The sequence below is a fragment of the Haemophilus sp. HMSC61B11 genome, from assembly GCF_001838615.1.
Classification (GTDB): Bacteria; Pseudomonadota; Gammaproteobacteria; order Enterobacterales; family Pasteurellaceae; genus Haemophilus_D; species Haemophilus_D parainfluenzae_AD.
In genome coordinates this window covers 142230-167794 of sequence record NZ_KV837971.1, presented here as the reverse complement: position 1 = coordinate 167794, position 25565 = coordinate 142230, and the positions used below count along the sequence as shown (strand labels likewise).

At 37.2% G+C, this 25565-nt stretch carries 23 protein-coding genes and 1 pseudogene; 11 read left to right on the top strand and 13 right to left on the bottom strand.

Going from position 1 to position 25565, the window contains the following annotated elements; genetic code table 11:
• Nucleotides 1-2868 (bottom strand): TonB-dependent receptor domain-containing protein, encoded by a 2868-nt coding sequence (locus HMPREF3263_RS05010; protein WP_032804108.1) that lies wholly within the window; start codon nucleotides 2866-2868, stop codon nucleotides 1-3.
• A gap of 380 nt (nucleotides 2869-3248) precedes the next feature.
• Between HMPREF3263_RS05010 and cmk the strand changes: the two genes are divergently transcribed.
• The 7 genes from cmk to yciH all read left to right on the top strand — a co-directional run bounded on the left by cmk (nucleotide 3249) and on the right by yciH (nucleotide 8709).
• Nucleotides 3249-3926 (top strand): (d)CMP kinase, encoded by a 678-nt coding sequence (gene cmk / locus HMPREF3263_RS05005; RefSeq protein WP_070853050.1) that lies wholly within the window; start codon nucleotides 3249-3251, stop codon nucleotides 3924-3926.
• A 96-nt stretch (nucleotides 3927-4022) separates the two neighbouring features.
• Nucleotides 4023-5672 carry a 30S ribosomal protein S1 gene (gene rpsA / locus HMPREF3263_RS05000; protein WP_005698518.1) on the top strand — a complete coding sequence of 550 codons (1650 nt, stop codon included), beginning with the start codon at nucleotides 4023-4025 and terminating at the stop codon, nucleotides 5670-5672.
• Between the two features lie 151 nt (nucleotides 5673-5823).
• A complete protein-coding gene (locus HMPREF3263_RS04995) occupies nucleotides 5824-6108 on the top strand; it encodes an integration host factor subunit beta (protein WP_005695916.1) in 285 nt (94 codons plus the stop codon).
• A 93-nt stretch (nucleotides 6109-6201) separates the two neighbouring features.
• On the top strand, nucleotides 6202-6495 hold the full coding sequence (locus HMPREF3263_RS04990) for a LapA family protein (RefSeq protein WP_005698462.1): 294 nt from the start codon (nucleotides 6202-6204) through the stop codon (nucleotides 6493-6495).
• Nucleotides 6495-7673 (top strand): lipopolysaccharide assembly protein LapB, encoded by a 1179-nt coding sequence (lapB, locus tag HMPREF3263_RS04985; RefSeq protein WP_005695918.1) that lies wholly within the window; start codon nucleotides 6495-6497, stop codon nucleotides 7671-7673. Before HMPREF3263_RS04990 ends, lapB begins: the two co-directional genes overlap by 1 nt.
• 21 nt (nucleotides 7674-7694) lie before the next feature.
• A complete protein-coding gene (gene pyrF / locus HMPREF3263_RS04980) occupies nucleotides 7695-8387 on the top strand; it encodes an orotidine-5'-phosphate decarboxylase (RefSeq protein ID WP_005695919.1) in 693 nt (230 codons plus the stop codon).
• Between the two features lies 1 nt (nucleotide 8388).
• Complete coding sequence (gene yciH, locus HMPREF3263_RS04975) at nucleotides 8389-8709, top strand: stress response translation initiation inhibitor YciH (RefSeq protein WP_005698480.1); 321 nt, start codon at nucleotides 8389-8391, stop codon at nucleotides 8707-8709.
• Nucleotides 8710-8756: 47 nt separating this feature from the next.
• Here the strand turns inward: yciH and HMPREF3263_RS04970 are convergent, their stop codons facing one another.
• Nucleotides 8757-9113 carry a SirB2 family protein gene (locus HMPREF3263_RS04970; protein ID WP_070853049.1) on the bottom strand — a complete coding sequence of 119 codons (357 nt, stop codon included), beginning with the start codon at nucleotides 9111-9113 and terminating at the stop codon, nucleotides 8757-8759.
• 56 nt (nucleotides 9114-9169) lie between these two features.
• A complete protein-coding gene (gene ettA / locus HMPREF3263_RS04965) occupies nucleotides 9170-10840 on the bottom strand; it encodes an energy-dependent translational throttle protein EttA (protein ID WP_070853048.1) in 1671 nt (556 codons plus the stop codon).
• A gap of 348 nt (nucleotides 10841-11188) precedes the next feature.
• On the opposite strand from ettA, the gene zevA reads away from it, so the two are divergent.
• The gene (gene zevA / locus HMPREF3263_RS04960; RefSeq protein ID WP_070853047.1) at nucleotides 11189-11821 is read left to right on the top strand and encodes a zinc transporter binding subunit ZevA; all 633 of its coding nucleotides are present in this window, start codon (nucleotides 11189-11191) and stop codon (nucleotides 11819-11821) included.
• A gap of 2 nt (nucleotides 11822-11823) precedes the next feature.
• Entirely contained in the window at nucleotides 11824-12801 is a 978-nt protein-coding gene (gene zevB, locus HMPREF3263_RS04955) for a zinc transporter permease subunit ZevB (protein WP_049371151.1), read from the top strand.
• A gap of 41 nt (nucleotides 12802-12842) precedes the next feature.
• Here zevB and HMPREF3263_RS04950 read toward each other — a convergent pair whose 3' ends face one another.
• The 10 genes and pseudogenes from HMPREF3263_RS04950 to HMPREF3263_RS10870 all read right to left on the bottom strand — a co-directional run.
• Nucleotides 12843-13505 carry an NAD(P)H-dependent oxidoreductase gene (locus HMPREF3263_RS04950; RefSeq protein ID WP_070853046.1) on the bottom strand — a complete coding sequence of 221 codons (663 nt, stop codon included), beginning with the start codon at nucleotides 13503-13505 and terminating at the stop codon, nucleotides 12843-12845.
• Between the two features lie 48 nt (nucleotides 13506-13553).
• Nucleotides 13554-14297: a YdcF family protein gene (locus HMPREF3263_RS04945; protein ID WP_070853045.1), complete on the bottom strand. Its 744-nt coding sequence runs from the start codon at nucleotides 14295-14297 to the stop codon at nucleotides 13554-13556.
• Nucleotides 14297-15253 carry a polysaccharide pyruvyl transferase family protein gene (locus HMPREF3263_RS04940; protein ID WP_070853044.1) on the bottom strand — a complete coding sequence of 319 codons (957 nt, stop codon included), beginning with the start codon at nucleotides 15251-15253 and terminating at the stop codon, nucleotides 14297-14299. Before HMPREF3263_RS04940 ends, HMPREF3263_RS04945 begins: the two co-directional genes overlap by 1 nt.
• Complete coding sequence (locus tag HMPREF3263_RS04935; RefSeq protein ID WP_070853043.1) at nucleotides 15234-16772, bottom strand: lipopolysaccharide biosynthesis protein; 1539 nt, start codon at nucleotides 16770-16772, stop codon at nucleotides 15234-15236. The genes HMPREF3263_RS04940 and HMPREF3263_RS04935 overlap by 20 nt, the downstream gene beginning before the upstream one ends.
• Nucleotides 16773-16906: 134 nt before the next feature.
• Nucleotides 16907-18667: an ABC transporter ATP-binding protein/permease gene (locus tag HMPREF3263_RS04930; protein ID WP_070853042.1), complete on the bottom strand. Its 1761-nt coding sequence runs from the start codon at nucleotides 18665-18667 to the stop codon at nucleotides 16907-16909.
• Between the two features lie 65 nt (nucleotides 18668-18732).
• On the bottom strand, nucleotides 18733-20916 hold the full coding sequence (locus HMPREF3263_RS04925; protein ID WP_070853041.1) for a TonB-dependent siderophore receptor: 2184 nt from the start codon (nucleotides 20914-20916) through the stop codon (nucleotides 18733-18735).
• A gap of 618 nt (nucleotides 20917-21534) precedes the next feature.
• Nucleotides 21535-21882, bottom strand: a complete 348-nt coding sequence (locus HMPREF3263_RS04920; RefSeq protein ID WP_005698580.1) for a hypothetical protein — start codon at nucleotides 21880-21882, stop codon at nucleotides 21535-21537.
• On the bottom strand, nucleotides 21863-22357 hold the full coding sequence (locus HMPREF3263_RS04915; RefSeq protein WP_005698490.1) for a type II toxin-antitoxin system HicB family antitoxin: 495 nt from the start codon (nucleotides 22355-22357) through the stop codon (nucleotides 21863-21865). The genes HMPREF3263_RS04920 and HMPREF3263_RS04915 overlap by 20 nt, the downstream gene beginning before the upstream one ends.
• Nucleotide 22358: 1 nt before the next feature.
• Entirely contained in the window at nucleotides 22359-22622 is a 264-nt protein-coding gene (locus HMPREF3263_RS04910) for a type II toxin-antitoxin system HicA family toxin (RefSeq protein ID WP_005698592.1), read from the bottom strand.
• Between the two features lie 123 nt (nucleotides 22623-22745).
• Nucleotides 22746-23028 (bottom strand): annotated as a pseudogene (locus HMPREF3263_RS10870) (helix-turn-helix transcriptional regulator); the annotation flags it as partial.
• 733 nt (nucleotides 23029-23761) lie between these two features.
• Between HMPREF3263_RS10870 and HMPREF3263_RS04905 the strand changes: the two are divergent.
• Nucleotides 23762-24952 carry a phage major capsid protein gene (locus HMPREF3263_RS04905; RefSeq protein ID WP_005698571.1) on the top strand — a complete coding sequence of 397 codons (1191 nt, stop codon included), beginning with the start codon at nucleotides 23762-23764 and terminating at the stop codon, nucleotides 24950-24952.
• 45 nt (nucleotides 24953-24997) lie between these two features.
• The gene (locus HMPREF3263_RS04900; protein ID WP_005698538.1) at nucleotides 24998-25564 is read left to right on the top strand and encodes an HK97 family phage prohead protease; all 567 of its coding nucleotides are present in this window, start codon (nucleotides 24998-25000) and stop codon (nucleotides 25562-25564) included.
• Nucleotide 25565: the final 1 nt, after the last annotated feature.

Genomic DNA, 25565 nt, shown 5'->3' with positions numbered 1-25565 from the left:
TTAGAATTTATAGTTTAAACTGAGAATGTAAGTTCTTCCTCGTGCAAAATTGTAAAGCACAGATTTATCTTTTATTCCGTTATCGCAAGTATCATTTTTGCTACAAATGGAATCATTTAAGCTTGAATAATAGCGTTGAGATGCCGCATCGTTGCCAGAATCTAAAGGATCAACATAACGTTTATCTAGTAGGTTTTGTACTTCAGCTTTGATAATCAAATCTTTGATAGGTTCATAACTTATATGCAAATCTAAAATAATCGGTTGTTTATTAATTTCTTCTGTTTTCTTAATTGCATAATAAGTTCTTTCATGACTAGTATTTAATTCAAATTCAGAACCGTTAATATAGTCTTCTTGAATGGTTGCTCGTTTGCTTTTCCCATAGTAACGAGCAGCGATACCAACAGTTAATTTTTGATCAAACCAGCGAGAGCCAAGTTCTAATCTTCCATAATCTTTAGGTAACATTGAGATACGAGATAGACCATAACCTTGTTTTAGAATGTCATCTTTTGATGCGTTATTAGGACGTGGACTTGCATCTGCATAATTGGTTGGCTGATTTGTTCGTTGATATGCATAAGACAGATTTGCAAAGAAACGTCCCATGTCATAGTTAATTTCTAACTCGACGCCGCTCTTTTTCACAATAGGCTTATAATTTTGATGAGCAATGGTAAATCTAAATCCATTATCAGCAGCCCAGTCAGGAACAACGCCATCTCTCCACCATACACCATATACATTATGAATATAATTTTTGATGAAACTACGATATCCCACTAGTTTTAAACCTAGAACATCTTCTTCTGTAAAAATAGCTTTTTTATAGGTATTAAACCCTAGTTGATAAGTTTCTGCTCGCTCAGGTTTTAATGCCGTATTTACGCCAACATCAGATACTTGAGAGAAGAACATTTCTTGAATATTTGGCATTCTATGTGTGCGCGAATAGGTGAAAAACGGCATAAAATAATCATTGATATCCGCGCTAAGCGTTGCTGAGTGGTTTATCGCTGTTTTATGTCCTGATTTATGCAAAATCGGTTCATTAATTTGTGTTGGTGTATTTTCATAACCTACATACTCACCGTTAAATGCATAATGCGTAAAATTGACACTATAGTCTAAATGGTAAATTCCTTTAGAAAGTGCGGTATCAAAATAAACAGTTTTAAATTTTTGTTTACCAGAAGGTTGTAAGATCACTGAACGTTGTGGTAATCCGCTTTTGCTTCCTTGGAAGCGACCTAAATAACTATAGTTTCCTTGGGAGTGTGATTCATTGTTATAAAACAAACTTAATTCTTCTGGAAAACGGTTTTTACTATACTCATTAATAAAGTAGTTAAAGCCCAATGTGGTTTTTAAATCGATTTCTTTTGGCAATAAAAAAGTATAGCTATTGTTAATATCAATAATATTTGCCACATTCTTCGTAATTAATTTATCTTCTACTTGCCAACCAGAAAAGAATGCACCTTTAGGATAAATGGTTTTACCTAAGTTGTGTGCTACCATTAAATTGAGATCAAGATAGCGATTATTATTAAAATTATAATTTAATTGATAATTACGATTTTCAATTTTTCGAGAACCAATTTTATTATCGAGGGTACGAATTTGTGCACCTAAATTATGGTGATCATCACCATATTCAAATTTTAATAAATGGCTACGAGAACGAGATTGCAAACTGCCAGGCTCAATAGGGGCAACACTGTATTGATCCTTATTACGTTCAAATGAGTTATTTGTTGAATCCACATCATTTTGTAATTCGGGGATATCTTTGGGAGGCACACCATTTTCTAATTCTCTCAGAATTTTTTTTCTAGTTTCATTTTTATAAGTATTAAGTTGATAGCTAGATGTATTGTAACGAGGTTCGTTAGGCGTATCTTCTTCACTAATATAATCATAATTTTCTTCTTTTCTTTCTACTCGAGTAATACATCCTGGTGTTCTTGTTTCAGTCACTCCAGTCAATTCATCTGTAGTTGTAATTGGATCTGTATTTCCGTTAAATGTTGGGGTTGGCGCATTGCAAGACCAATGATTTTTGTTTAAATCGGGAGTCCATTGTCCTGTAGAATTTAAAGTATAACCGGCATTATGGAAATAAGCTTCTTTTTCTTTGGCAAGAATATCTTGCCCAAGTGTAGCTAATCGTTCTCCTCCACCGATACGATAATCTTGTGAGACTTCACGTTGACTATAGCCATATGCCACACCGACATACCCTCCATTATCAAGCCATTTTCTGCCTGCAGCTGTGGTCATAAAATTCGACTTAGTTTCATTGCTACCAGCCATACCTTTAACAACTAAACCAAAAGGTCTATCATCCGTGATAATATCGTTAACCCCCAATGTTCTAAAATTAGCACTACCAGACAATGTGTTTATACCGCTGGAACCTGAGAAATTGCTTTTATTGATATCGACACCAGCAATGAAATTAGGATCTATCGCGGCACCAAATTGAGAGTTACCGCCTGATTGACCTGAATCCATTGAGGTAGAATAAAAAGTTTGCGTTACGCCATCAACCATAGTATTGACTCGACCTAACCCATTTTCGCCACGAATATTCACAGAAACTACGCCCGAGCCTTTATCTTGTTGAGTAAAAGCACCAGGGATACTTCGAATAACTTGATCGATAGTCTGTGTTTCTTTAAAAATATGCTCCCTTGTACTTTTAGCTTTTGCTTCTGTGAATGGTTTCTTATCATTAGCCACATTTTTTTCGACCACATTTATTTGATCAAGTATTTCTTCTGTTTGAGCTTCAGCAATATTAATATTCATTGCATTTATTAGGCAAAATGTAACTAAGTTTAATTTTATTTCTTTCTTCATTTGTTACCTCCTTATTTTTTGAGAAAGATTCTTATTATCTTCTTCTGGGTGGGAGAATTCAAGGGATGAGATCATGAAATTTATATAAGAATTAAAGAATAATTTTCATGTTATATATGATGAAATTTTTAATTCTCCTTTTTTGTTGAAAACATAATAACGATTATTGAAGTTTTTCTTTGTATCCGTGGAGTTTGCCTTGATATTATAGGAGAGGATTAAGAGCTGATATTTTTTCTTTAAATTTTATATGAATTATCAATGTTTATTTAGAACTGTGATAGGTGATTATTTTTAACATTTGGCAAAAGAATCTTTAGTGAAATAAATTATTTATGTCTATAATATATCGGTTTTTGAAAAGTAAAAGGATAGAGATGATGGGGATAATTATCACCGTTGATGGTCCAAGTGGGGCAGGGAAAGGAACACTTTGTTACGCATTGGCAGAAAAGTTAGGTTTTACCTTATTAGATAGTGGTGCCATTTATCGCGTGACGGCATTGGCTGCGTTGAAACGTCATGCAGACTTAACCGATGAAGAAGGATTAGCGGAGTTAGCGCGTCATTTAGATATTCAGTTCATTCCAAAGAATGGAGAAGTCGATGTGCTTCTTGGAGGGATGGATGTGAGTCATTTAATCCGTACGCAAGAAGTGGCGGAAGCAGCTTCAAAAGTAGCGGTTTTCCCAAAAGTGCGGTCAGCTTTACTGCAACTTCAGCAGGATTTTGGTAAAAATGATGGACTGATTGCGGATGGTCGAGATATGGGAACCGTGGTTTTCCCAAATGCACAAGTTAAACTGTTTTTAGATGCAAGTGCGGAAGAACGTGCAAAAAGACGCTATAAACAGTTGCAAAATAAGGGAATTAATGGTAACTTTGCACAGATTTTAGCCGAGATACAAGAACGTGATTTTCGCGATAGAAATCGTGAGGTTGCGCCATTGAAACCGGCTGACGATGCTTTATTGTTAGATAGCACAACATTGAGTATTGATGAGGTCATTGCTCAAGCGTTGGATTATATTCAACAAAAAGCGTCAATTTCGATTTAACTGTTTATTCAAGGAAGAATAGACATTTATCCTCAACCCCGCATTTTATGGATCTTAATGTGGATGTTATTAACTTAAATTAAGAAGATTATTTATATGTCAGAATCTTTTGCTCAACTCTTTGAAGAATCATTAAAAGGCCTTGAAACCCGTCAAGGTTCAATCGTTAGCGGTACTGTTGTTGCTATTCAAAAAGGCTTTGTACTTGTTGATGCAGGCTTAAAATCTGAATCTGCAATTCCTGTTGCTGAATTCCAAAACGCTCAAGGTGAACTTGAAGTTAAAGTTGGCGACACAGTAAACGTAGCTTTAGATGCAGTTGAAGATGGTTACGGCGAAACTAAACTTTCTCGTGAGAAAGCTGTTCGTCACGAATCTTGGATTGAATTAGAAAAAGCTTACGAAGATAAAGCGACCGTTATCGGTTTAATCAACGGTAAAGTGAAAGGCGGTTTCACAGTTGAGTTAAACGGTGTTCGTGCATTCTTACCAGGTTCATTAGTTGACACTCGTCCAGCACGTGAAGCAGATCACTTACTTGGTAAAGAATTAGAATTCAAAGTAATCAAATTAGATCAAAAACGTAACAACGTTGTTGTTTCTCGTCGTGCAGTGATCGAATCTGAAAACAGCCAAGAACGTGAACAAATCCTTGAGAACCTAGCTGAAGGTTCAGAAGTTAAAGGTATCGTTAAAAACTTAACTGACTACGGTGCATTCGTAGATTTAGGTGGCGTTGACGGTTTATTACACATCACTGATATGGCTTGGAAACGTGTTAAACACCCAAGCGAAATCGTGAATGTAGGCGACGAAGTAACTGTTAAAGTATTAAAATTTGACAAAGATCGTACTCGCGTATCTTTAGGCTTAAAACAATTAGGTCAAGATCCTTGGGTTGCTATTGCTGAAAACCACCCAGTAAACAGCAAATTAACAGGTAAAGTAACTAACTTAACAGACTACGGCTGTTTCGTTGAAATCTTAGATGGTGTTGAAGGCTTAGTTCACGTTTCTGAAATGGATTGGACTAACAAAAACATCCACCCATCTAAAGTTGTAAGCCTTGGCGATACTGTTGAAGTAATGGTATTAGAAGTTGACGAAGAACGTCGTCGTATTTCTTTAGGTTTAAAACAATGCAAACCTAACCCATGGACTCAATTCGCTGAAACTCACAACAAAGGCGACAAAGTTACTGGTAAAATCAAATCAATCACTGATTTCGGTATCTTCATCGGTCTTGAAGGTGGTATCGACGGTTTAGTTCACTTATCTGACATTTCTTGGAATGTTGCAGGTGAAGAAGCAGTTCGTAACTACAAAAAAGGTGACGAAGTTTCTGCAGTAGTATTAGCAGTAGATGCAGTGAAAGAACGTATTTCTTTAGGTATCAAACAACTTGAAGATGATCCATTCAACAACTTCGTAGCAGTTAACAAAAAAGGTGCAGTAGTTTCTGCAACTGTTGTTGAAGCTGACGCTAAAGGTGCTAAAGTTGAATTAGCAGGTGGCATTGAAGGTTATATCCGTGCAGCAGACTTAACAAATGAAGTTGCAGCGGGTGATGTAGTTGAAGCGAAATACACAGGTGTTGATCGTAAAGCACGTATCGTTCACTTATCTGTAAAAGCGAAAGATCAAGCTGAAGAAGCAGCTGCAGTTGCAAACGTGAATAACAAACAAGAAGATGTTGCTATTCCAAACGCAATGGCTGAAGCTTTCAAAGCAGCTAAAGGTGAATAATTAATTCACATAAATAAGGCTGGGTCGTTGGCTCAGCCTTATTACTACCCACTATAATTAACAAGGATTTAGCGGTAATTTATTATGAACTAATACATTACCTGTAAGTCTTAATAACAAGTTTAAGTATAAATTTAAAGGAGAGTTGACGATGACTAAATCTGAACTAATTGAAAATCTATCAACAAAGCACCCAACTTTATCCGCAAAAGAAGTAGAAGGTATTGTAAAAGATATTCTTGAGCTCATTGCACAATCTTTAGAAGAGGGTAATCGTATTGAAGTTCGTGGTTTTGGTAGCTTCTCTTTACACCATCGTCAACCGCGAGTAGGTCGTAATCCTAAAACAGGTGATTCTGTAAAACTAGATGCTAAATCTGTACCGCACTTTAAAGCGGGTAAAGAATTAAAAGATCGCGTAAATGTTTTTGCTTAAACATTCAATCGATATCAATAAAACGACACTTAGGTGTCGTTTTTTATTACAAATTTTGGCATAATGAACCTATTCTTAACAAAGGAGATTGTGATGATTAAATATATTCTCGGACTCATTATTGTGCTGGCTATTGTACTCGTTGCGGTAACTATAGGGGCGAATAATGATCAAGTAATCACCTTTAACTATATTGTTGCTGAAAGCCAATTCCAACTTTCAACATTAGTTGCCATTTTATTTGGTTTTGGATTAATTTTAGGTTGGTTAATTACTGGATTATTCTACTTAAAATTAAAATTCAAAAATATGTCGTTAGCGCGTCAAGTTAAACGTCAAACCTTACAAATTAACGAATTAACTACTACCCGCGATAAGGCAGTATAATGCTTGAATTACTCTTTCTGCTTCTGCCAATAGCCGCCGCTTATGGTTGGTATATGGGGCATCGGAGTGCCAAGAAAGATCAGGAAAATATTAATAATAAACTCTCCCGTGATTATGTCACGGGGGTCAATTTTTTGCTTTCTAATCAAACGGATAAAGCTGTTGATTTGTTTCTTGATATGTTACAAAAACAAGAAACCGAAAATGAAATTGAAAGCAATTCACAATTTGAGGCTGAGCTAACGCTCGGTAATCTTTTCCGTTCTAGAGGTGAAGTGGATCGTGCTTTACGTATCCATCAAGCCCTCGATCGTAGTCCCAATTACTCTTTCGAACAAAAATTATTAGCTAAACAGCAACTCGCTAAGGATTTCATGGCGGTGGGTTTTTATGACCGAGCAGAAGCCCTTTACATAATCATGGTAGATGAGCCTGAATTCGCTGAAAATGCACTACAACAGCTTTTAGTGATTTACCAAAAAACAAAAGAATGGAAAAAAGCGGTTAATATTGCAGAAAAACTAGCCAAAATTTCCCCTAAAGAAAATGATGTGGAATTAGCACAATGTTATTGTGAATATTCCTTAAGTGGTGAACTTGAAAGTGTGGTCGAAAAACGCAGTATTTTACAAAAAGCGTTGAATGTATCTCCAACCAGTGTGAGAGCATCAATGCTGCTTGCTGATTTAGAAATGGCAGATAAAAACTACCGTCAAGCCATTCATTTTTTGGAGAATATTCTTAATCAAAATCCAATTTACATTGGAGAAGTGTTGAAAACACTCAAATATTGCTATGATGAATTAGGAGAGAGAGATAACTTTGAGTTATTCTTGATTCGAGCCAGCCAGCAGATTAACAATACGAAAGTAGATTTAATGTTAGCAAGCGTGATTGAAGAGAAAGATGGTAAGAGTGCAGCGCAATCAAAGCTTTATCAACAACTCACAAAACATCCAAGTACATCTATTTTCCACCGTTTTATTCAATTCCAAATTGATGATGCAGAGGAAGGACGAGGTAAAGAAAGCTTAATTTTGCTACATAAAATGGTCGGTGAGAGAATTAAGCAAGGCTTTGGCTACCGTTGCTCAAATTGCGGTTATCAGACCCATAAATTAATGTGGAATTGTCCTTCTTGCAAACAGTGGGAATCCATCAAACCAGAACATAATTAATTGACACAGTGAGGTAAAATTATGAATAGCAAAATAATCGTTGCATTGGATTACGAAACGGAAGCACAAGCACTATCCCTCGTGGATCAAATTGATCCAAGCTTATGCCGTTTAAAAGTGGGTAAAGAAATGTTTACTACACTAGGAACCAGTTTCGTTAAGCAATTGCACGAGCGTCAATTTGATGTTTTCCTCGATCTTAAATTTCATGATATTCCGAATACTGTGGCAAGAGCAGTGCGCTCTGCGGCTGATTTAGGCGTATGGATGGTGGATGTCCATGCTAGTGGTGGTTTAAAAATGATGGAAGAGGCGAAAAAAATTCTCGAACCTTATGGAAAAGATGCCCCTTTATTAATTGCAGTGACCGTATTGACAAGTATGGAAGATTTAGATTTATTACAAATTGGCATTAATTCTTCACCACTCGAACACGTTTTACGTCTTGCGCATTTAACACAGCGTGCGGGATTAGATGGAGTCGTTTGTTCACCACAAGAAGTGGAGATTTTACGCAATACTTGTGGTCCTGATTTTAAATTAGTCACCCCAGGGATTCGTCCTATTGGTAGTGATTTTGGAGATCAGCGTCGCGTCATGACACCAGCTGCAGCTATTCGATCTGGTTCTGATTATTTAGTAATCGGTCGTCCAATTACGCAAGCTGAAAACCCAGCTGAAGTGCTTCGTTCAATTAATGCATCAATTGAGTAATATGGCTGAGAGTACATTAGTTTATTCTACCGAAGTCGGTCGAATTAAAGTGCAAAAAGAGCCGGTACAACGCCCTAAAGGTGATGGTGTGGTTCGCATCCAAAAACAAACCAGTGGTCGAAAAGGCGCAGGCGTTTCAGTGATTACTGGGCTAGATTTAGCTGATGATGAATTGAAAAAGTTAGCCGCTGAACTTAAAAAACGTTGTGGTTGCGGTGGTTCGGTTAAAGACGGCAACATTGAGATTCAAGGTGAAAAACGCGATTTAATTAAACAACTTTTAGAACAAAAAGGGTTTAAAGTAAAATTAGCCGGTGGTTAAGATAAGACAAAAAATCCCTCTTCAATTGAAGATGGATTTTTTCATAATTAGCCTTCCATAAAGTTTGGTTGGTAAGCAAAGAAAATTGCGCCCAAGAAACTTAATACAGCAAATGCCAGAAATACATTATTTGGATTTGTAGCTTTGCGACTAAAATATTTAGCCGAGAAGAAAATATAAAGCACAAGCATGATAATTTTCATGATGAGCCAGCTTTGTAACTGATAACCGACCAAGAAAAAAATCGTTAAGCCACTCGCGATTAAAAGTGTGTCAACTAAGTGCGGTAAAATTTTTAGCAGCTTAATCGCTCGCCAATCTTTCCCACTTAATTGCATTCCCCCACGGATAATTAATAATCCTAAACTTAAAAATGCACAAACAATGTGCAAATAAACTAACATAATCACTCCAGATGTAAAAGGAAAAGTGCGGTCAAAAATAACCGCACTTTAATTTCTTATTTTGCAATACGCTTATATTTAATACGATGTGGTTGTGTTGCGGCTTCACCTAAGGTTTTCTTTTTCCACTCTTCGTAGTCAGAGAAGTTACCTTCATAGAAAGTCACTTTACCTTCATCACCGTAATCTAAAATATGAGTCGCAATACGGTCTAAGAACCAACGGTCATGGGAAATCACCATGGCACAACCAGGGAATTCTAAGATCGCATTTTCTAACGCACGTAAAGTTTCAACGTCTAAGTCATTGGTCGGTTCGTCCAGTAACAGTACGTTACCACCACGTTGTAGAAGTTTAGCCAGGTGTAAACGACCACGTTCACCACCAGATAATTCGCCCACGCGTTTTTGTTGATCTACGCCTTTGAAGTTAAAGCGACCAACATAGGCACGGCTTGGAATTTCAAAGTTACCAATAGTGAGAACATCTTGTCCGTTAGACACTTCTTCCCATACGGTTTTCTTATCATCCATTGAATCACGGAATTGATCCACAGAAGCAAGTACAACCGTTTCACCCATTGTAATTGAGCCGCTATCGGGTTGTTCTTGACCTGAAAGCATGCGGAATAGGGTTGATTTACCCGCACCATTCGCTCCGATAATACCCACGATAGCACCTTTAGGAATGCTAAATGATAAATCATCAATTAGAGTACGGTCGCCGTAAGATTTAGTAAGATGTTCTACTTCAATCACTTTATCACCTAAACGTGGACCAGGTGGAATAAAGAGTTCATTGGTCTCGTTACGTTTTTGGTATTCACCAGAGTTCAACTCATCGAAGCGTGCCATACGAGCTTTGCTTTTCGATTGACGACCTTTAGGGTTTTGTCGTACCCATTCTAACTCTTTCGCAATCGATTTTTGGCGCGCATTTTCAGCCGCTTGTTCTTGCTCTAAACGTTTCTCTTTTTGCTCTAACCAAGAAGAGTAGTTACCTTCCCAAGGAATACCTTCACCACGGTCAAGCTCTAAGATCCAACCTGCAACATTATCTAAGAAGTAACGGTCGTGGGTAATCGCCACAACAGTACCTTCGTAGTCATGTAAGAAACGCTCTAACCATGCTACAGATTCTGCATCTAAGTGGTTGGTTGGCTCGTCCAATAAGAGCATGTCTGGTTTTTCGAGTAATAAACGACAAAGCGCCACACGACGACGTTCACCACCAGATAAATGTTCGATTTTGGCATCCCAATCAGGTAAACGTAATGCATCAGCCGCACGTTCTAATTGGTTATCTAAATTATGTCCATCGTGTGCTTGAATAATCGCTTCAAGGTTTGCTTGTTCAGCTGCTAGTTTATCGAAATCCGCATCAGGATCTGCATAAAGTGCGTAAACTTCATCTAAACGAGTCAGTGCATTTTTTACTTCAGAAACGGCTTCTTCTACCGCTTCACGCACAGTTTGTTGCGGATCAAGTTTTGGTTCCTGTGGAAGATAACCAATCTTAATACCTGGTTGTGGACGCGCTTCACCTTCGAACTCTTTATCCACACCCGCCATAATGCGTAACAGGGTTGATTTACCCGCACCATTTAAGCCTAGCACCCCGATTTTAGCTCCAGGGAAGAAGCTTAAAGAAATATCTTTCAAAATATGACGCTTCGGTGGCACCACTTTGCCGACACGGTGCATCGTATATACAAATTGCGTTGACATAATTCTCTCGATGTTATGAATAAAAGTGCGGCTATTTTACTTGATGTTTAGGGAATAAGCTATTTGAAAGGCAAAAAAAACCACCCATACAGGGTGGTAGGAAAGTAGTTTAGCTATATTTATGATTATTTTATTTAGGAACTTTATGAATATCAAGCAATCACTTGACGAAACAGATAGTACATAAATTTCAGTTATAAGGGAAATGCGAATGAATCATTTTTTGATAAAAATCAATAAAATCACAGGATTTTTTACTTTTAGACTGATTTTTATTCGATTTTGATTGGGAACTGCTTGTGATAAAATCTGTCTATTCAATCATTTAGCCACTCTTTTTTCTTATTTATGTTTAAAAAATTACTTCTTGGATTATTGCTGATTTCACCTTTTTCAGCGCTAGCGCATCCCCACGCATTCATCGATATGCAAACGAAACCCTTAGTGAAAGATAATCAATTAATTGGTTTTTCGACGCGGTGGTTACTGGATGAAGCCAGTTCTTCAGCCGTCCTGTATGATGTGAAACAGGCGAAAGGAGATAAGGCCGCACAACAGAAGTTAACTGATGAAGTCATGGCGAACGTTGTGAATGAACATTACTTTAGTTATGTCTTTGATAAAGAAAATCATAAAATTAAATACACAAAACACCCTGAAAATTACGGTATGCGTGTGAAAGGGAACGAGGTGGAATATTATTTTGATTTTCTTTTAGCTCAGCCACAGGCCTTGCAAAATAATGAATTTACGCTGATGACTTATGACCGCACTTATTATGTGGCAATGCGGTATGCAGAAACTGGCAAAAGAGCGGTTGATTTTTCATCACTTCCTGCAAACTGCAAAGGCGAGGTGCTGGAACCTAATGTCGATGAAAAAATTCAATCTTACGCATCATCATTGGATAAATCGCAAAAAAATGAAGATGATTCTCTTGGTGTATTGTTTGCGCAGAAAGTAAAAATTAAGTGTGAATAAAAATGAAGTTAAAACTGACCGCACTTTTTATTGGTTTATTAGCGATTATCTTCGCATTATTACCTTGGTTGTTTGTGCAAGTTGCTGATTGGCAAAAAGCCTTTAATCAGTTGATTTCTGAAAATCTCCATCAGATTCAAGCACATTCATCAACGGCAGGATTGTGGTTGATTTTTGCCGCCTTTTCTTATGGTGTATTACATGCATTAGGGCCTGGGCATGGCAAATTTATTATCGCTAGTTATCTTTCTACGCACGAAAGTCAACTTAAGACCAGCATACGCTTAAGCTTGCTTTCCTCTCTCATGCAAGGTTTTGTCGCAGTTGCTGCAACCTCCATTGTGGTGGTGATACTTAATCTTTCCTCTAAATATTTTAAACTTAGCCAGTTATGGCTGGAACGTAGCGCTCTAATTTTATTAGTGTTGTTAGGGATTTATTGGATTGCTCAAGGCTTGAAAGGTTTAAAGAAAAAACAATATTTTCGTATTACATCGATCCAATCATTACCAAAACAGATTGGAACAGCTTCGCCTTTTCGATATGAGCAAGGAAAAGTAAGTCAGACACAGTGTAGTTGTGGGCATCAACATTTGCCCAATCATCAACAGCTTAAGCAGTCGGGAGATTTAAAATCTCAGTTATTAGTGATTTTGACTATTGGCATGCGACCATGCAGTGGGGCTATTTTCGTGCTCTTTCTTGCCTATATGCTAGATCTGTATTGGTGGGGAATTTTAGCTACGTTTGCCATGTCTTTGGGTACGGGATTAATGCTTTCGCTTTTTGCAGTGTTAGTACGCTATGCGAGAAATGTTGCGATTCGATTAGGCCATTGGTATGGTTTAGCGGGGTCTAATCAAAAAGGTGAGGCCATGATCAAATGTATTGCGGGCGCAATTATGATCTTTTTTGCACTAAGCTTGTTATATGGCACGATGGAGGCTGTAACAGGTGGCGCAGCCTTGTTTGGTGGGTAAAGAAAAGGGCAGCGTTTGCTGCCCATTTATTTGAAAATAGATTATTCAACCCAAGTAACGATTTCTTCAATTGGTCTAAGAGATTTTTTGGTAATGTCTCTCGCACGATAACCAAATGTTGCTGCCACAGATACGCCCCATTCATTTGGATCAAAGAGCCCTTCAGCGGCTAAAACTTCATTCATTTTATCGTAGTTAAAGCCTTCAATCGGGCAAGAATCTACACCAATAGCGGCAGCACCAGTTAGCATATTGGCTAATGCAATGTAGGTTTGTTTGCTTGTCCAGTCAAATAATGCACGCTCGCTTTCTGCGGTTTTCATTTCAACTTCTTGTAAGCCTTTATATTTTGCCAAGGCTTTTTCTAACTGCTCACCTTGTAAACCTCTACGCACCGCTACATCACGGAAGAAAGGTGTATCATATCGTGCATTTTTCTTCGCAAGAATGATCACTAAATGGCTACAATCATCTAATTGATATTGCATACCCCAGCTAAAAGGTTTGAGTTTATCGCGTAATGCTTTATTTTGAATCACTAAGAACTTCCAAGGCTCAGAACCAACAGAGCTTGGTGATAAACGAGCAAATTCTAGAATTGCCGCAAAATCTTCTTGGCTAATTTTTTTATTCGGATCGTAATAACGTGTGGAGCAGCGATTTTCGAATACTTGAAGCATTTGTTCGCGTGTAATTTGACTCATGTTTTCTTCCTCTTAACATTATCTAATTTGTGATCTTTTGACCGCACTTTAGCGCTCTTTCCAATATCCAATCCACTCTTTGAGTAATTGCATATTTTTCGTAATCGCGCCACCTTGTGGAATAAAATGCATCATATTGAGTCCATAACTGTCAGGCGTAATGCCTTCGCCTACACTTGCAGGTAACACATCAAAACCTTGTTGTTGGAACAATAATTTTGCACGTTGCATATGCCATTCATTGGTGACTAAAATAATTTTGTGAATACCTTCTTTTTCCAACATTTGTTTGGTGAAAAGCGCATTTTCTTTGGTAGTCAGTGCTTTAGGTTCAATCCATTTAGTTGGCACATTAAAGAAGTTTTGGAGCTCTTCCGAGGCGATTTTTGCTTCAATGGCGCCAGTTGGACTCGCCCCTGTAATTAATAGTGGCAAGTGCGTTTCTTTTTGCAAGAATGCGGCATAGCGTAAGCGTTCAAGTTGAATACCTGTTGACGCTAATGGCGCATAAAGCTCTTTACTATCACGTAAACCACCGCCAAGTAAAACGATCGCTTGAGCTTGTTGATAATCTTGCAGTGTTAAATGATCTTCAGTAATGAGACTATCTTTAAGTACTTGTGCCGTGTAAGGAATGCTTAAAAGATAGAGTAGATAGAAACCAAGTGCGGTCGAAATTCGGCTTAATTTTTTGAAATTGAATTTAGCTAGAATAAGTGAAAGTCCCCATAAAATTAAAATATTAAATGGGGGAAGAATCATGGCTGTAATCAGTTTTTTCAATTCAAACATTATTTATCCAATTCAACAAAATCTAGCTCTTTGGTCCATAATTTGGCATAGCTACTATTTTTACCATAAGAGTTATCGCAAACACGATTTGGAATTTCTAACAAGCAAGAGAAAATATGACCATGTAAGCGAGTTGTGGTGACTTTATCATTCGCTAAGAATACTTGTGCAACACGTTTTACAATGCGTTGAGTATAGGCATACCAAAACTGATGGCAGAGATCTTTCAGCCAACCCAGACCAAATTTATTGGCCATTTTACTCATTCGCCAGCTTACTGCTAAAACAACATCGTCTTCTGTTGAAAGAATATCTTCCCAGTCTTTTACATTGCTGTTAGCAGGCAGTTGAGCAAGGATATTTTTCTCGATATCACTCGCTTCAATATCTTTACGTAGGAAGTAAAGCTGCTCACCAGTTTTGCCTTGTTTCGTTTCCATGGTGCCATAAAGCTGATGCGCCATGTCCGGTGACAAATAAACATGATTTGAAAATTGTGCAAATAGATTCGCTGTTCTTTCGTCACGAGCCAGTAGATGGCAATCACTGTGGCTACGGAACAGTGTGGCTGATTTTTGCAGATTTTCTTCGTGTTTAAAATAAGCAGTTTGTGGCAACACAATAATTCGATTATTCGGGAAATTCGTCACCATTTCTTCGCGGATTTTTTGATGCTGCGGATAAAGATCGCCAAAATTACCGCCACCATGTAAAAGGATGGTGGTGTTTGGTGTAATTTTCGCTTTAACTTCTTCAAGATCTAAATCATATTCGCAACGTTTTAAGGTCACATTAATATGGTGATCTTTAAAAAATTGCTCGGCTCCGTGATAAATCAGCAAATCGCCCACGTTCAAATGAAGTGGGTAGTCGAAATAAAATACGTCGTTTTTATCTTTGATCAGTTCGACAATAGGATTCAGTTTGTTTTTTAAATCAATAAGGAGTTGATTCATTTTTTACTCTTTTCTTTAAATAGCTAAACAAGAAATTTTTTTCTGCTGTGTTTAATCCGAAGATTAAAATGACACAGATTAATACCATTTCTAAAATGATGGATTGTCCAATAAATTCCAATAAAGAATAGCTGCGGGTGGTATCGGATATATAGATGATACCTAATAGTAGGCCAAACACCACGCCGACATTCACTAAATATGAGACAAATTCTTTGTGGTTAAATTTAATTTTTTTATTAATAAAATATAATCGATAGAGTTGTGAGATGACCATCGTACTAAATTTACCCACAAAGGCAAATACTGGATTATAACCTAGTGTGAACAAATAATAAGCCAAAGGCACCGTACAAAGATCGATTAATGCGACGATGATATTGTATTGTTTTACGGTGGATGTGCCAATGGCTAATGCACTCATCCAAAATGCCCCTGCCATTGCACTGATTAATAAGCAAGCAATAATAGCTTGTACGAGTTGCTCAGTATATTGCGGAAGATGATCACCTAGCCAAAATGTCAGTAAGGTATGGGTGAAATACAATACAGGGGCAGAGAGAATCGCCATTAAATAAAGTGAGTATTTTGAAATACCAAGAATTAATTGGCGATTGCGATCGTAATCTTTTGCCGCATAAGACTGCACTAACTGCGGATTAGCCGCCATTTGGAAATTATTCACAAAGCTATAAACCGCACCTTCTACCTGGGTCGCAATGGCGACAGCTGCATTGACTGCCACGCCAAAGAATAAGTTTGATACCATATTCAAGCCTTGGGTCGAACCCACATAGGCAACTTGTCCCATGAGCATCCAACCGGAAAAACTCACCAATTCTTTGGTTTTGCTTAAATCTTTATATAAACGGAAACGTGCGGCTTCTTTGAAATAATACTTAGTGAATAACACATAAAGAGAGAGCACGATTAAACTGACTGAAAGCAATAAGCAGCCATAAGTAATCAACTTATCGTAATGCGTGATATGACTTAAGATAAAGACAGAAGTCAGTTTTAAAATGGTTTCACCTAATCCCAACCAAGCATAGAATCCCATTTTCTCGTGTGCAACAATCATGGCATTGAATGGCACTTTGATAATTTCAACGAGAGCAATAATTAATGCTAATTGGTAAACGATATTCGCGGCTTGCAAGCGTTCAGTGGGGATCACCAATTTGTGATTTAAAAACCATAAACCGACAGTTTCGGCTAACAGGAATACGATAAAAATAATGAGTAGATGATTTAAGATACTAATATTAAAGACTTTATTGACTCGTTGGATGTCATTCGAGGCTTTTTCTACGTTAATAAAACGCTGTGTGGTGGCGGTCATTGTGCCATTAAAAAAAGAAAATAGGACTACCACCCCCATCACAATGTTGTAGATACCAAAATCTTCTACACCCAATACCTGTAATACCACACGAGAGATATACAGCATGGCCCCCATGTTGAAAAGCATTCGGATATAAAGAAATAGCGTATTTTTAGCAATGGTTTTATTTGACATTGTGAAAATGAATTAGAAAAATTGGGGGAATTATAGGGGGGATTGGGGTGTGTAGCAAGCATTGTGCAAGTTCAACTCATTTGTTAAGGGATGGAAAAGAAAAGGCTAAATATCAATTTAGCCTTTTTGGTTGGTTACACAATACACACCGCTAAATCTAGCTGTTTATTATGGAATTGATGTAATGTACAGCGATGACCCACACTTAAAATGATCATATCCGGTAAACGTTCTTTAATCGTTTTATAAAGGAGATACTCTGTTGGCTCATCAAGTGCTGATGTGGTTTCATCTAAAAAGACCACTTCAGGCTTCGTCAGTAAAATTCGAATAAATGCCACACGCTGTAATTCACCCGGTGACAAAATAGCTTGCCAATCGTTATCTATATCAAGACTATGAAGATATTTATCCAAACAGCAATCTGCGAGTGTTTTTTCCAATTCAGGATGATAAGGATTAATATCTGGATAGCAAATCGCTTCACGTAACGTGCCTTGTGGCATATAAGGACGTTGTGGTAGGAACAAACTAGTCACGCAAGGGTGTTCTACCAGACCTACTGTCTCAAAAGGATAAATTCCGGCCATCGCTTTTAATAGAGATGTTTTCCCTGTGCCAGATGGACCTTGAATTAATAAAGCATCACCATTTTTTAGTTCAATATTTAAGTTATTAAGCAACAATCTGCCTTGCTCGTCTTTAATACCAAAGTTTGACAATGCAACACGGTTAGAACATTTCATGGGTTGATGAATCTCTGAATGATCTAATTCATCCAACTTAGTCATAAAACCATAAAGACGATTTAAACGCGCTTGGTAGAGCGTAAATTCTTCATAGAACAAACGGAAGAAAGAAAGTGCGGTCATTAATCGGTTAAATGCTTGCACAGTTTGGTGCATATCGCCCAGTTTGATTTGTCCAGTGAAAAAACGAGGTGCTTGCAGCATTAACGGTAAGAGTTTTGCAACGCGCGTGACGCTTCCATTAAAGCCGTCTAATCCCAACATTCTTAATACAATTGCCCAACGGTTATGAATAATTTCGGCAAATTTGTTTTTCAATAAATGTTGTTCTTGCAATTCACCTTGATAGAATGCAATACTTTCCGCATTATCTCGCACTCGAATTAAAGAATAACGGTAGTCACCATTGAGTTTTTCTTTATTGAAGTTCAGCTTGATCAAAGGGTGACCAATCCATACAGACATTAATGTTGCCAGGATAATAAAGGCATAAATAAAGAAAACGACGCCTTTTTCGATATTCAAACCGAAAAGACTTAATATTCCAGAAAGTGACCAAAGAATGATGGTGAATTCAATGGTAGTCAGAATAGAATTAATCATACCGCGCACAATTTTGACGGTACTACTGATAAATTCACGTGCATCTTGTTCAATACGTTGATCAATATTATCGGGCAGATCTTTTTCGTATTTGAGGCGATAGTATTTTTTATTTTCTAACCATCGTTTAACAAGGGCTTTATTCAAGCTTTCCAACCAACGGATTTCAAATACTTGTTGCAAGAAATAATCGGCGATGGAGTGGATAACTTGTACCAATACTAAGAGGGCATTCAGTTTTGCAAAGAACCAAAACTTATCCGCATCTAATTCCTGCATTGAGCTATAAAGCCCATTGTAGAAAAAAGAGTTGAGTACGCTGAAGCGTACTTCTAACAAAATCATCGTAAACAACACCAGTAGCATAACGATAATTTTGATGCCGTTACGGCGATTAATCGAAGGGGATGCAATATGCCAAAATTTCTGACCGAATGTGGTTTGCTTGAGTGCGAGAGTCGTCACGCTAAAGCATACAATCACCCAGAAAAGTGCGGTCAAAATCCAGCTTAAACTTGAGTTAAGTTCAGTTTGCCAATTCATTGATTATCCATAAAGTAAAAAACGAAAAAAGGGCGAAATGATTCGCCCTCGTATTGTGCGCTCAATTAAAACTCAACTTTCGTGTTGAAGATAAATTCACGTCCATAACCTAATGCAACAGGGATTAACGTGTTTGTTGCGTTACCAGAGGTGGATGGATAGTAAGTTTTATCTGCTAAGTTTTTACCGTTAAGTTGGAAAGACACTTTCTTGCCAGAGATTTTGGTATCGTAAGCAATAAAGGCATCATATACCACGGCATGAGGTAATTTGTATGCTTTTGTGTAATCACTGTTATAAGCATGCCAAGAACCTAAATAACGAGCACCACCACCAACACGGATGTTACCAAAATCAAATTCACCTACGTTATAAGCTAGGAATAGGGAAGCTTGATGTTTTGGTACACCAGAAAGTTGTTGATTTACTGCATCAGGATAGCGCTCATTTTCAAGTGATTTTACTTTGGTGTAGGTATAGTTAGCCGCTACGCTTAGACTATCCGTAATTTGACCATTAAGATCGAATTCCACACCACGAGAACGTTGTTTACCGACGATATTTAATTGCGCATTTGAACCAGAACCAACAGCCTCAGCTACATTACGTTTGCTGATATTAAATAATGCAAGTGTCGCATTAAAGCCTGAGTTTTCATATTTTGCACCAATTTCAAAAGATTTACCTTGTTCTGGTTTTAAATCGCCGCTAACAGGTATTGCAACACTCATTTGTGGACGGAAAGACTCAGAGTAGTTCGCAAAGGTCGCGATATGTGGAGTAAATTTATATACGGCACCTAATTGATACAATAATTTACCATCATGCTGATCGGTATTTCCGGTTTTTGTTAGATTTTGACCTTTTTTACAGTTTGCTGCATTTAAGCAATGACGTCCTGCAAATTGATCAAAGTACTCATAACGTAAACCACCCGTCATGATAAAGTTATCTGTAAAGTAGGCGGTATCTTGAATATAAACACCAACAGTTTTGAGATAGTTATATTGATAGGCGTTGCCGTTACCATTTTTATGTTCCGCAACAGGGCTGGTATAGTTTGGATTATCAATATTGATATCAGAATTCATGATGCCTTGGTTATAAATAGGACCAAGATCACGAATATTACGCATTGCATCAATACCGGCTACAAAGCGGTTAGCAATATCACCAATACCAAATTCACCAACGATATTTAATGTACCGCTATGAACGCGTTGATCGCCTTGTTGCTGTTCAATTGTACGGCGGGCTGTACGTGTTTTAACGTTAACATTTGTAATACGAGCTTGATCGTAGAAATATTTGTAACGAGCATAGCTATAACCCGCATTTAATTTCCAACCATCACTTAATTTGTGTTCAATTTTGAAATCAATGTTATCGGTTTTTGAGGTTGTTTTATTATTTGGTTCATCTAAACGACGCGATACTGGAATATCCGGTAATGCATTAGTTGCCGTTAAAAGATTTGTACCACGATCAAATGGCTCAAGAATATCTTTGTGTTCATAAGAAAGAAGCACTTTAGTTTTATCATTTTCCCAAGAAAGAGAGGGTGCGTAAGTCGTGTTTTTCACTTTGCCAAAATTACGCCAGTAGTCTTTTTCTTGTTTATCATAGATAAAGCGGTAAGCGAAACCATTTCCTAAACCACCAGTAAAATCTAATTGCGTTCCCCACAGGCTATGATTACCTAAGGTTCCACCAACGACATAACGTGGCGTTTGTTGCGGTTTTTTAGTAATGATATTAACCACACCACCTGGATCTTGAATACCATAAAGTACAGATGCAGGTCCTTTTAAAACTTCAACGGTTTCAGTTGTCGCACTAAAGTTTTTAGCTGGGCCAGCTTGTAAACCGTTACGCATAATTGAGTTGTCACGGTTTCCACCAAAACCACGTTTTTGAATAGAGTCAAACATACCACCTAACGTATTCGCTTGACTCACACCACTGACGTTATAAAGCGCATCAATGAGTGATTCAGGTTTGCGATCTTCTAGTAGTTTAGTTGAAAGAATATTTACTGTATTTGGCGTGTCGAATACTGGCACTTCAGCTTTTGATACGACAGATGTCCCTGTCGTTTGGTAACCATTTTGTTTGATCCCCGTATCTTGAACATTGATTTGCTCAAGCACTTCGGTGTTTGTATTTGCGGCTTGTTCAGTTTCTGCAAAAGTAGAAGCGGAGAAACTCGCCAAAAGTGCGGTTGAAATAAGGCTTAATTTAAATTTCATAATTGTTTTTCGATATATAACCCGATAGATAATAAAAGAGCCGCAAGTATAGCGAAAACGTTTACGTCAATCAATACAAATTATTTTCATTTGCTTATACGATTTGTTCAGAAAATATTCATTTAAATTAAGTAGGGGATAAGAAGAAAAAATCCCAAGCTAAAAAGCTTGGGATTACAAGATGGTGCACTAGCTTACAGTTAAATTTTGTTATAAATCATTTGGATAGTATAAATTTAGCGTAATTTTGGCGTAGTCTGAAAATCCCATTACAAATGTTTTATGTGTAGTTTTCTCATTTAATCTGTTCGTTTATCGTTTTTTGTGACAATGTATTAGGTTGTATTTACAGATGAATTATCTATATCAAGAAAGAAAACAGAAAAGCAACTTCTGTTGGTTGTGATGTGTTGATGTTGTTTCTAAGAAAGTGACATTACTTATCAAAGGAATTCAAGACAAGAGCCGATTAGCTAGAAAGGAATTAAGTAATAAAGAAATAAAGGCACAAGAGTTAATTTCTAAAGGCTATAACATAAAATACTATCAGAAAATGATTTCTTGGAATTAGTTAATAAAACTTAATAAAAGAAAACCGCCACACAGGCGGTTTGTTAGTTAAATTTCAATAGGTAAATAAGGCAAGCTATTGCTTGGTACTTCGGATATAGCAAGAAGGTTTTTTGCTAATGGCATCGCGTAAGGGTAAAGTGATGCCATAAACTCTTGTTCCCTATTTTTAGCTTCTGAGACTTTTGGATGATTTTTTTCAAAATGATAAGCAAATTCTCCTTTAAATTCATAATCCGGCGTCTCAATTTCAATATGGAGGATACAGTCGGCTCTGTCTTCTTTTGGGAATGTAACACCTAGAGAGAGTTTTCCTTCTTTTGCGCTACTTTCCTTATTAGTCTTTAGATTAAAAGAGTAAGACATAATAGCTTGATCAAGGATTTGCATTTTCATAATTATTTTCCTCTCCTGAAACGAACTGAGATTTTGACATTTTTTCTAATGTCCAATTAATTGCATTTTTTCTCATTTCTGGATTGTGTTCCCAGTTAAATTTAAATACTTTGTAAGCTTCTAGTTTTGCATGTTCAGTTGCATATTTTGTAATGACCAAGTCAACCCCTTCTGCTACTAAAGCATTTAGTTTTATATTTTGTATGCTTGAGATAAATAGGAGTTGGCGATGCTTTTCTGGTTTTACCCGAATATTAAATGCACCGGAACAAGATCTTTGTGGTTCGACGCCGGATTCTTCACAATCGGCAAGATAATCATCAACAGCATCATGAAATGCAGCCTCTAATTCTGAAAAATTCTCGGCTTCGTAAGTTATCAAGCCATTAATATGTAATAGCTTGCCGTATAATATCTTGTCTTCCTTGGAAATTTCGATACTTCCTAGAAAGCCTTTATATTGCATTGTTTCCATATTAATTTCCTAATAGCGCATAGAGTTCATCAAGGGCGGTTTTTATCTGAATAATTACATACCGCTTTAATGTATTTTGCGGATGTGGCTTATGAATACTAATCGGGAAATCAAGCGAAGAATGCTCAAATTTCACACGAGATCCATTACCTTGTTTTTCATTAAATCCTAAATTAAGTAAAAGTGTTCTCAGCTCGTCCCACGTAAAATCAGTGGGTGGCGGCTCTTTGTAGAGCTTATCTTTAATTTTTGTAATCTTGCTCATTTGTCACTAACCTTTAGTTACAAGATATTACCATGAATATTAATATTGTAAACATATTAGTAATAATAATTACGAATTCTTTGTTACTACACAAATAAATCAGCAACCATCCGCTATTGTTTTTTATAAAAGAACAGAATACCAAAACACATTCCCCAACACTGAAATGTCTTGTAATTCTGATATTTCGTCAGGGGGCTTATCGCTGTTATAGCTGCGGATTTTAACTTGCTCATTAGGCATATTGTAGAGTAGTTTTATTCTCAGCAATCCACTGTAGTTTATTGCGTATATTTTCCTATCTCTAATTGTTTTATTGCCCAAATCAATATCATATAGTTATTTTATCCCGAATGACAGGTTCCACAGAAGTACCATTAGCAATCACACGTACGGTAATTTCGTACTAATCTCCATGTTTTCAATAGTAATTAGTTATATCTGCTCGCTTTGATGTAATTAGACCAAATAAGGCGTAATTTGGGCATAATTAACGACAAGAAATATACAAAAATAGCTAAAAGTTGGCAACATTTGAGACTTGAAATTTTAGTGAATGATTGAATTGATTGTAGGTAAGCGATTGATTTTTGAAGTGAATTTTAGGAAAGAAAAAAGCCAGTAGAAATTTACTGGCTTTGATAGGTGGTGCACTAGCTGAACCCGAATTCATTTGTAGGATATTGATTTTTAATGTTTATTTTTCAAAGTCTAAAATCTTGTTACTAAGCTTGTTACTAAAATTCAAATTCACTACAAATCAATGATAGTTTCTGATGCCATAATACCACTAATAAGCCGCGTGTTAAAAATTTTATAGAAAAACTGTTCACCTTGTTCACCAATCCTTAAAACTCTTTATTTATTATATAGTTATATTCTTTTTTATTGTTCACCAACTGTTCACCATTGTTCACCTTTGTTCACCAATCAAAAAAAGATATCTCAATACAGAATATTTACTCTCTACCTGTTCAAAATTTAAGCAATCAAACAATCTTAACTTAACGTATCTAAACGCAACTAAACTATTGAAAAATAAGGTGTTTAATTAATAATCAAAACACTATATATTATATTTTGACTTAATAAAAGTCGTCTAAATTTAGACTAAGAAATCTCATAAGGAATAGATGAATATGTTTAAAAAACTAATTGAGTTACGCCAACAAAAGGCGGAAAAAGTCGCAGAAATGCGCTCAATGCTTGAAAAAGCAGAAAAAGAAAATCGTTCATTGAATGAATCTGAATCAGTAGATTTTGAAAAGCTGAAAGATTTAGTCAAACAGATGACTGATGAAATCAGCAAATATGAGGCAGTAGCTGATGAAGAACGAAACCTTAACGAACAATCTCAACAGGTAGAACAACGCAACATGAAACAATTTTCAAATGATGAGTTACGCCATTATGTGAAAACTGGTGAACTTCGCAATTTAACTACGGCTAACGGTGAAGATGGCGGTTATTCAGTTATCCCACAGTTAGACAAAGATGTAATGAAACGCTTAACAGACGATAGCGTAATGCGCCAACTTTGTAACGTAGTACGCTTACCGGTTGGAGCTAAAGAATACAAAAAATTAGTATCGGCTGGCGGCGCAGCAGTAGAACACGGAACAGAAGGCACAGCACGCAACGGCACAGCAAGCCCGAAACTTCATGAAGTAACAATCGCTTTAAATTCAATCTATGCTTATCCTAAGACTACACAAGAAATCTTAGACTTCTCAAGCATTGATGTTTTAGGTTGGCTAACTGATGAAATTTCTGAAACCTTCACAGAAACAGAAGAAACAGATTTAACTTCCGGTGATGGTAACAAGAAATCAAAAGGCTTCTTAACCTACCAACGCACAACCGAAGATGACAAAGTACGCCAATTTGGCAAACTTCAAAAAATTGAAGTAGCTGGCGTAGCGAAGATTGATGCGGATACTTTAATCGATGCGTTCTATACACTTCATAGCAAATACCGTAAAAATGCGGTTTGGGTGATGTCATCAACGATTGCAGCAGCATTACAAAAACTTAAAAACAAAAACGGCGATTATATCTGGCGCGATGGTTTAACAGCCGATGCCCCAGCAACATTATTAGGTCGTCCAGTCCACTTCTTAGAAACAATGCCGACAGGCGGAGCAAATAAAGCAGTAATTGCCTTCGGTGACTTCAAACGCGGATATTTCATTGTAGATCACGAAACAGGCGTGCGAACCCGTCCGGACAACTTAACCGAACCGGGATTCTACAAAGTACACACCGATAAATATTTAGGCGGTGGCGTAGTAGATTCAAACGCTATCAAAGTGATTGAGACAACAGCATAAATCATAGAGGGGCGAAAGCCCCTTTTTTTGCTTAATAGGTGAAATATGAATAAAGAATTTGAAATCCGCTCCGCAACACTTTCAGCCGATGAAGAAAATCAAAAGCTAGTCGGTTATGCGGTGAAATGGAATAGCCCTTCACAAGTGCTTTACTGTGATTTTGTGGAATCCTTTGCGCCTAAAGCTTTCAGCGACAGCCTAGCGAGTGGCGAAGATGTGCGAGCACTCTTTGAACATGACTACACCAAGTTACTAGGTCGAACAAGTGCGGGAACATTAAAGCTAGAAGAAGATTCAATCGGCTTACGCTTTGAACTAACTCCGCCCGATACAACAATCGGAAAAGATTTATTAGTTAGCGTTTCCCGCGGTGATATTACAGGGATGTCTTTCGGATTCAGAGCGATTAAAGAAGAATGGAATTTTGATGTAGAGCCTTATCAAAGAAATGTAATTAAAGCAGATCTCTTTGAGGTAACAGTAACAAGTATTCCAGCCTATCCGGAAAGCAGTGTTGAAATCGCTAAGCGTTCAATGGTCGCAGCAAAAGAACAAACACAGGGTAAATCAAACACTATCTTAAAACGCTGGCTTGATGTGGCGGAGGCTTAAT

Coding starts and splice junctions, on each gene's coding strand:
- HMPREF3263_RS05010 (WP_032804108.1), bottom strand. CDS start 2,868: ATGAAGAAAGAAATAAAATTAAACTTAGTTACATTTTGCCTAATAAAT.
- cmk (WP_070853050.1), top strand. CDS start 3,249: ATGGGGATAATTATCACCGTTGATGGTCCAAGTGGGGCAGGGAAAGGA.
- rpsA (WP_005698518.1), top strand. CDS start 4,023: ATGTCAGAATCTTTTGCTCAACTCTTTGAAGAATCATTAAAAGGCCTT.
- HMPREF3263_RS04995 (WP_005695916.1), top strand. CDS start 5,824: ATGACTAAATCTGAACTAATTGAAAATCTATCAACAAAGCACCCAACT.
- HMPREF3263_RS04990 (WP_005698462.1), top strand. CDS start 6,202: ATGATTAAATATATTCTCGGACTCATTATTGTGCTGGCTATTGTACTC.
- lapB (WP_005695918.1), top strand. CDS start 6,495: ATGCTTGAATTACTCTTTCTGCTTCTGCCAATAGCCGCCGCTTATGGT.
- pyrF (WP_005695919.1), top strand. CDS start 7,695: ATGAATAGCAAAATAATCGTTGCATTGGATTACGAAACGGAAGCACAA.
- yciH (WP_005698480.1), top strand. CDS start 8,389: ATGGCTGAGAGTACATTAGTTTATTCTACCGAAGTCGGTCGAATTAAA.
- HMPREF3263_RS04970 (WP_070853049.1), bottom strand. CDS start 9,113: ATGTTAGTTTATTTGCACATTGTTTGTGCATTTTTAAGTTTAGGATTA.
- ettA (WP_070853048.1), bottom strand. CDS start 10,840: ATGTCAACGCAATTTGTATATACGATGCACCGTGTCGGCAAAGTGGTG.
- zevA (WP_070853047.1), top strand. CDS start 11,189: ATGTTTAAAAAATTACTTCTTGGATTATTGCTGATTTCACCTTTTTCA.
- zevB (WP_049371151.1), top strand. CDS start 11,824: ATGAAGTTAAAACTGACCGCACTTTTTATTGGTTTATTAGCGATTATC.
- HMPREF3263_RS04950 (WP_070853046.1), bottom strand. CDS start 13,505: ATGAGTCAAATTACACGCGAACAAATGCTTCAAGTATTCGAAAATCGC.
- HMPREF3263_RS04945 (WP_070853045.1), bottom strand. CDS start 14,297: ATGTTTGAATTGAAAAAACTGATTACAGCCATGATTCTTCCCCCATTT.
- HMPREF3263_RS04940 (WP_070853044.1), bottom strand. CDS start 15,253: ATGAATCAACTCCTTATTGATTTAAAAAACAAACTGAATCCTATTGTC.
- HMPREF3263_RS04935 (WP_070853043.1), bottom strand. CDS start 16,772: ATGTCAAATAAAACCATTGCTAAAAATACGCTATTTCTTTATATCCGA.
- HMPREF3263_RS04930 (WP_070853042.1), bottom strand. CDS start 18,667: ATGAATTGGCAAACTGAACTTAACTCAAGTTTAAGCTGGATTTTGACC.
- HMPREF3263_RS04925 (WP_070853041.1), bottom strand. CDS start 20,916: ATGAAATTTAAATTAAGCCTTATTTCAACCGCACTTTTGGCGAGTTTC.
- HMPREF3263_RS04920 (WP_005698580.1), bottom strand. CDS start 21,882: ATGAAAATGCAAATCCTTGATCAAGCTATTATGTCTTACTCTTTTAAT.
- HMPREF3263_RS04915 (WP_005698490.1), bottom strand. CDS start 22,357: ATGGAAACAATGCAATATAAAGGCTTTCTAGGAAGTATCGAAATTTCC.
- HMPREF3263_RS04910 (WP_005698592.1), bottom strand. CDS start 22,622: ATGAGCAAGATTACAAAAATTAAAGATAAGCTCTACAAAGAGCCGCCA.
- HMPREF3263_RS04905 (WP_005698571.1), top strand. CDS start 23,762: ATGTTTAAAAAACTAATTGAGTTACGCCAACAAAAGGCGGAAAAAGTC.
- HMPREF3263_RS04900 (WP_005698538.1), top strand. CDS start 24,998: ATGAATAAAGAATTTGAAATCCGCTCCGCAACACTTTCAGCCGATGAA.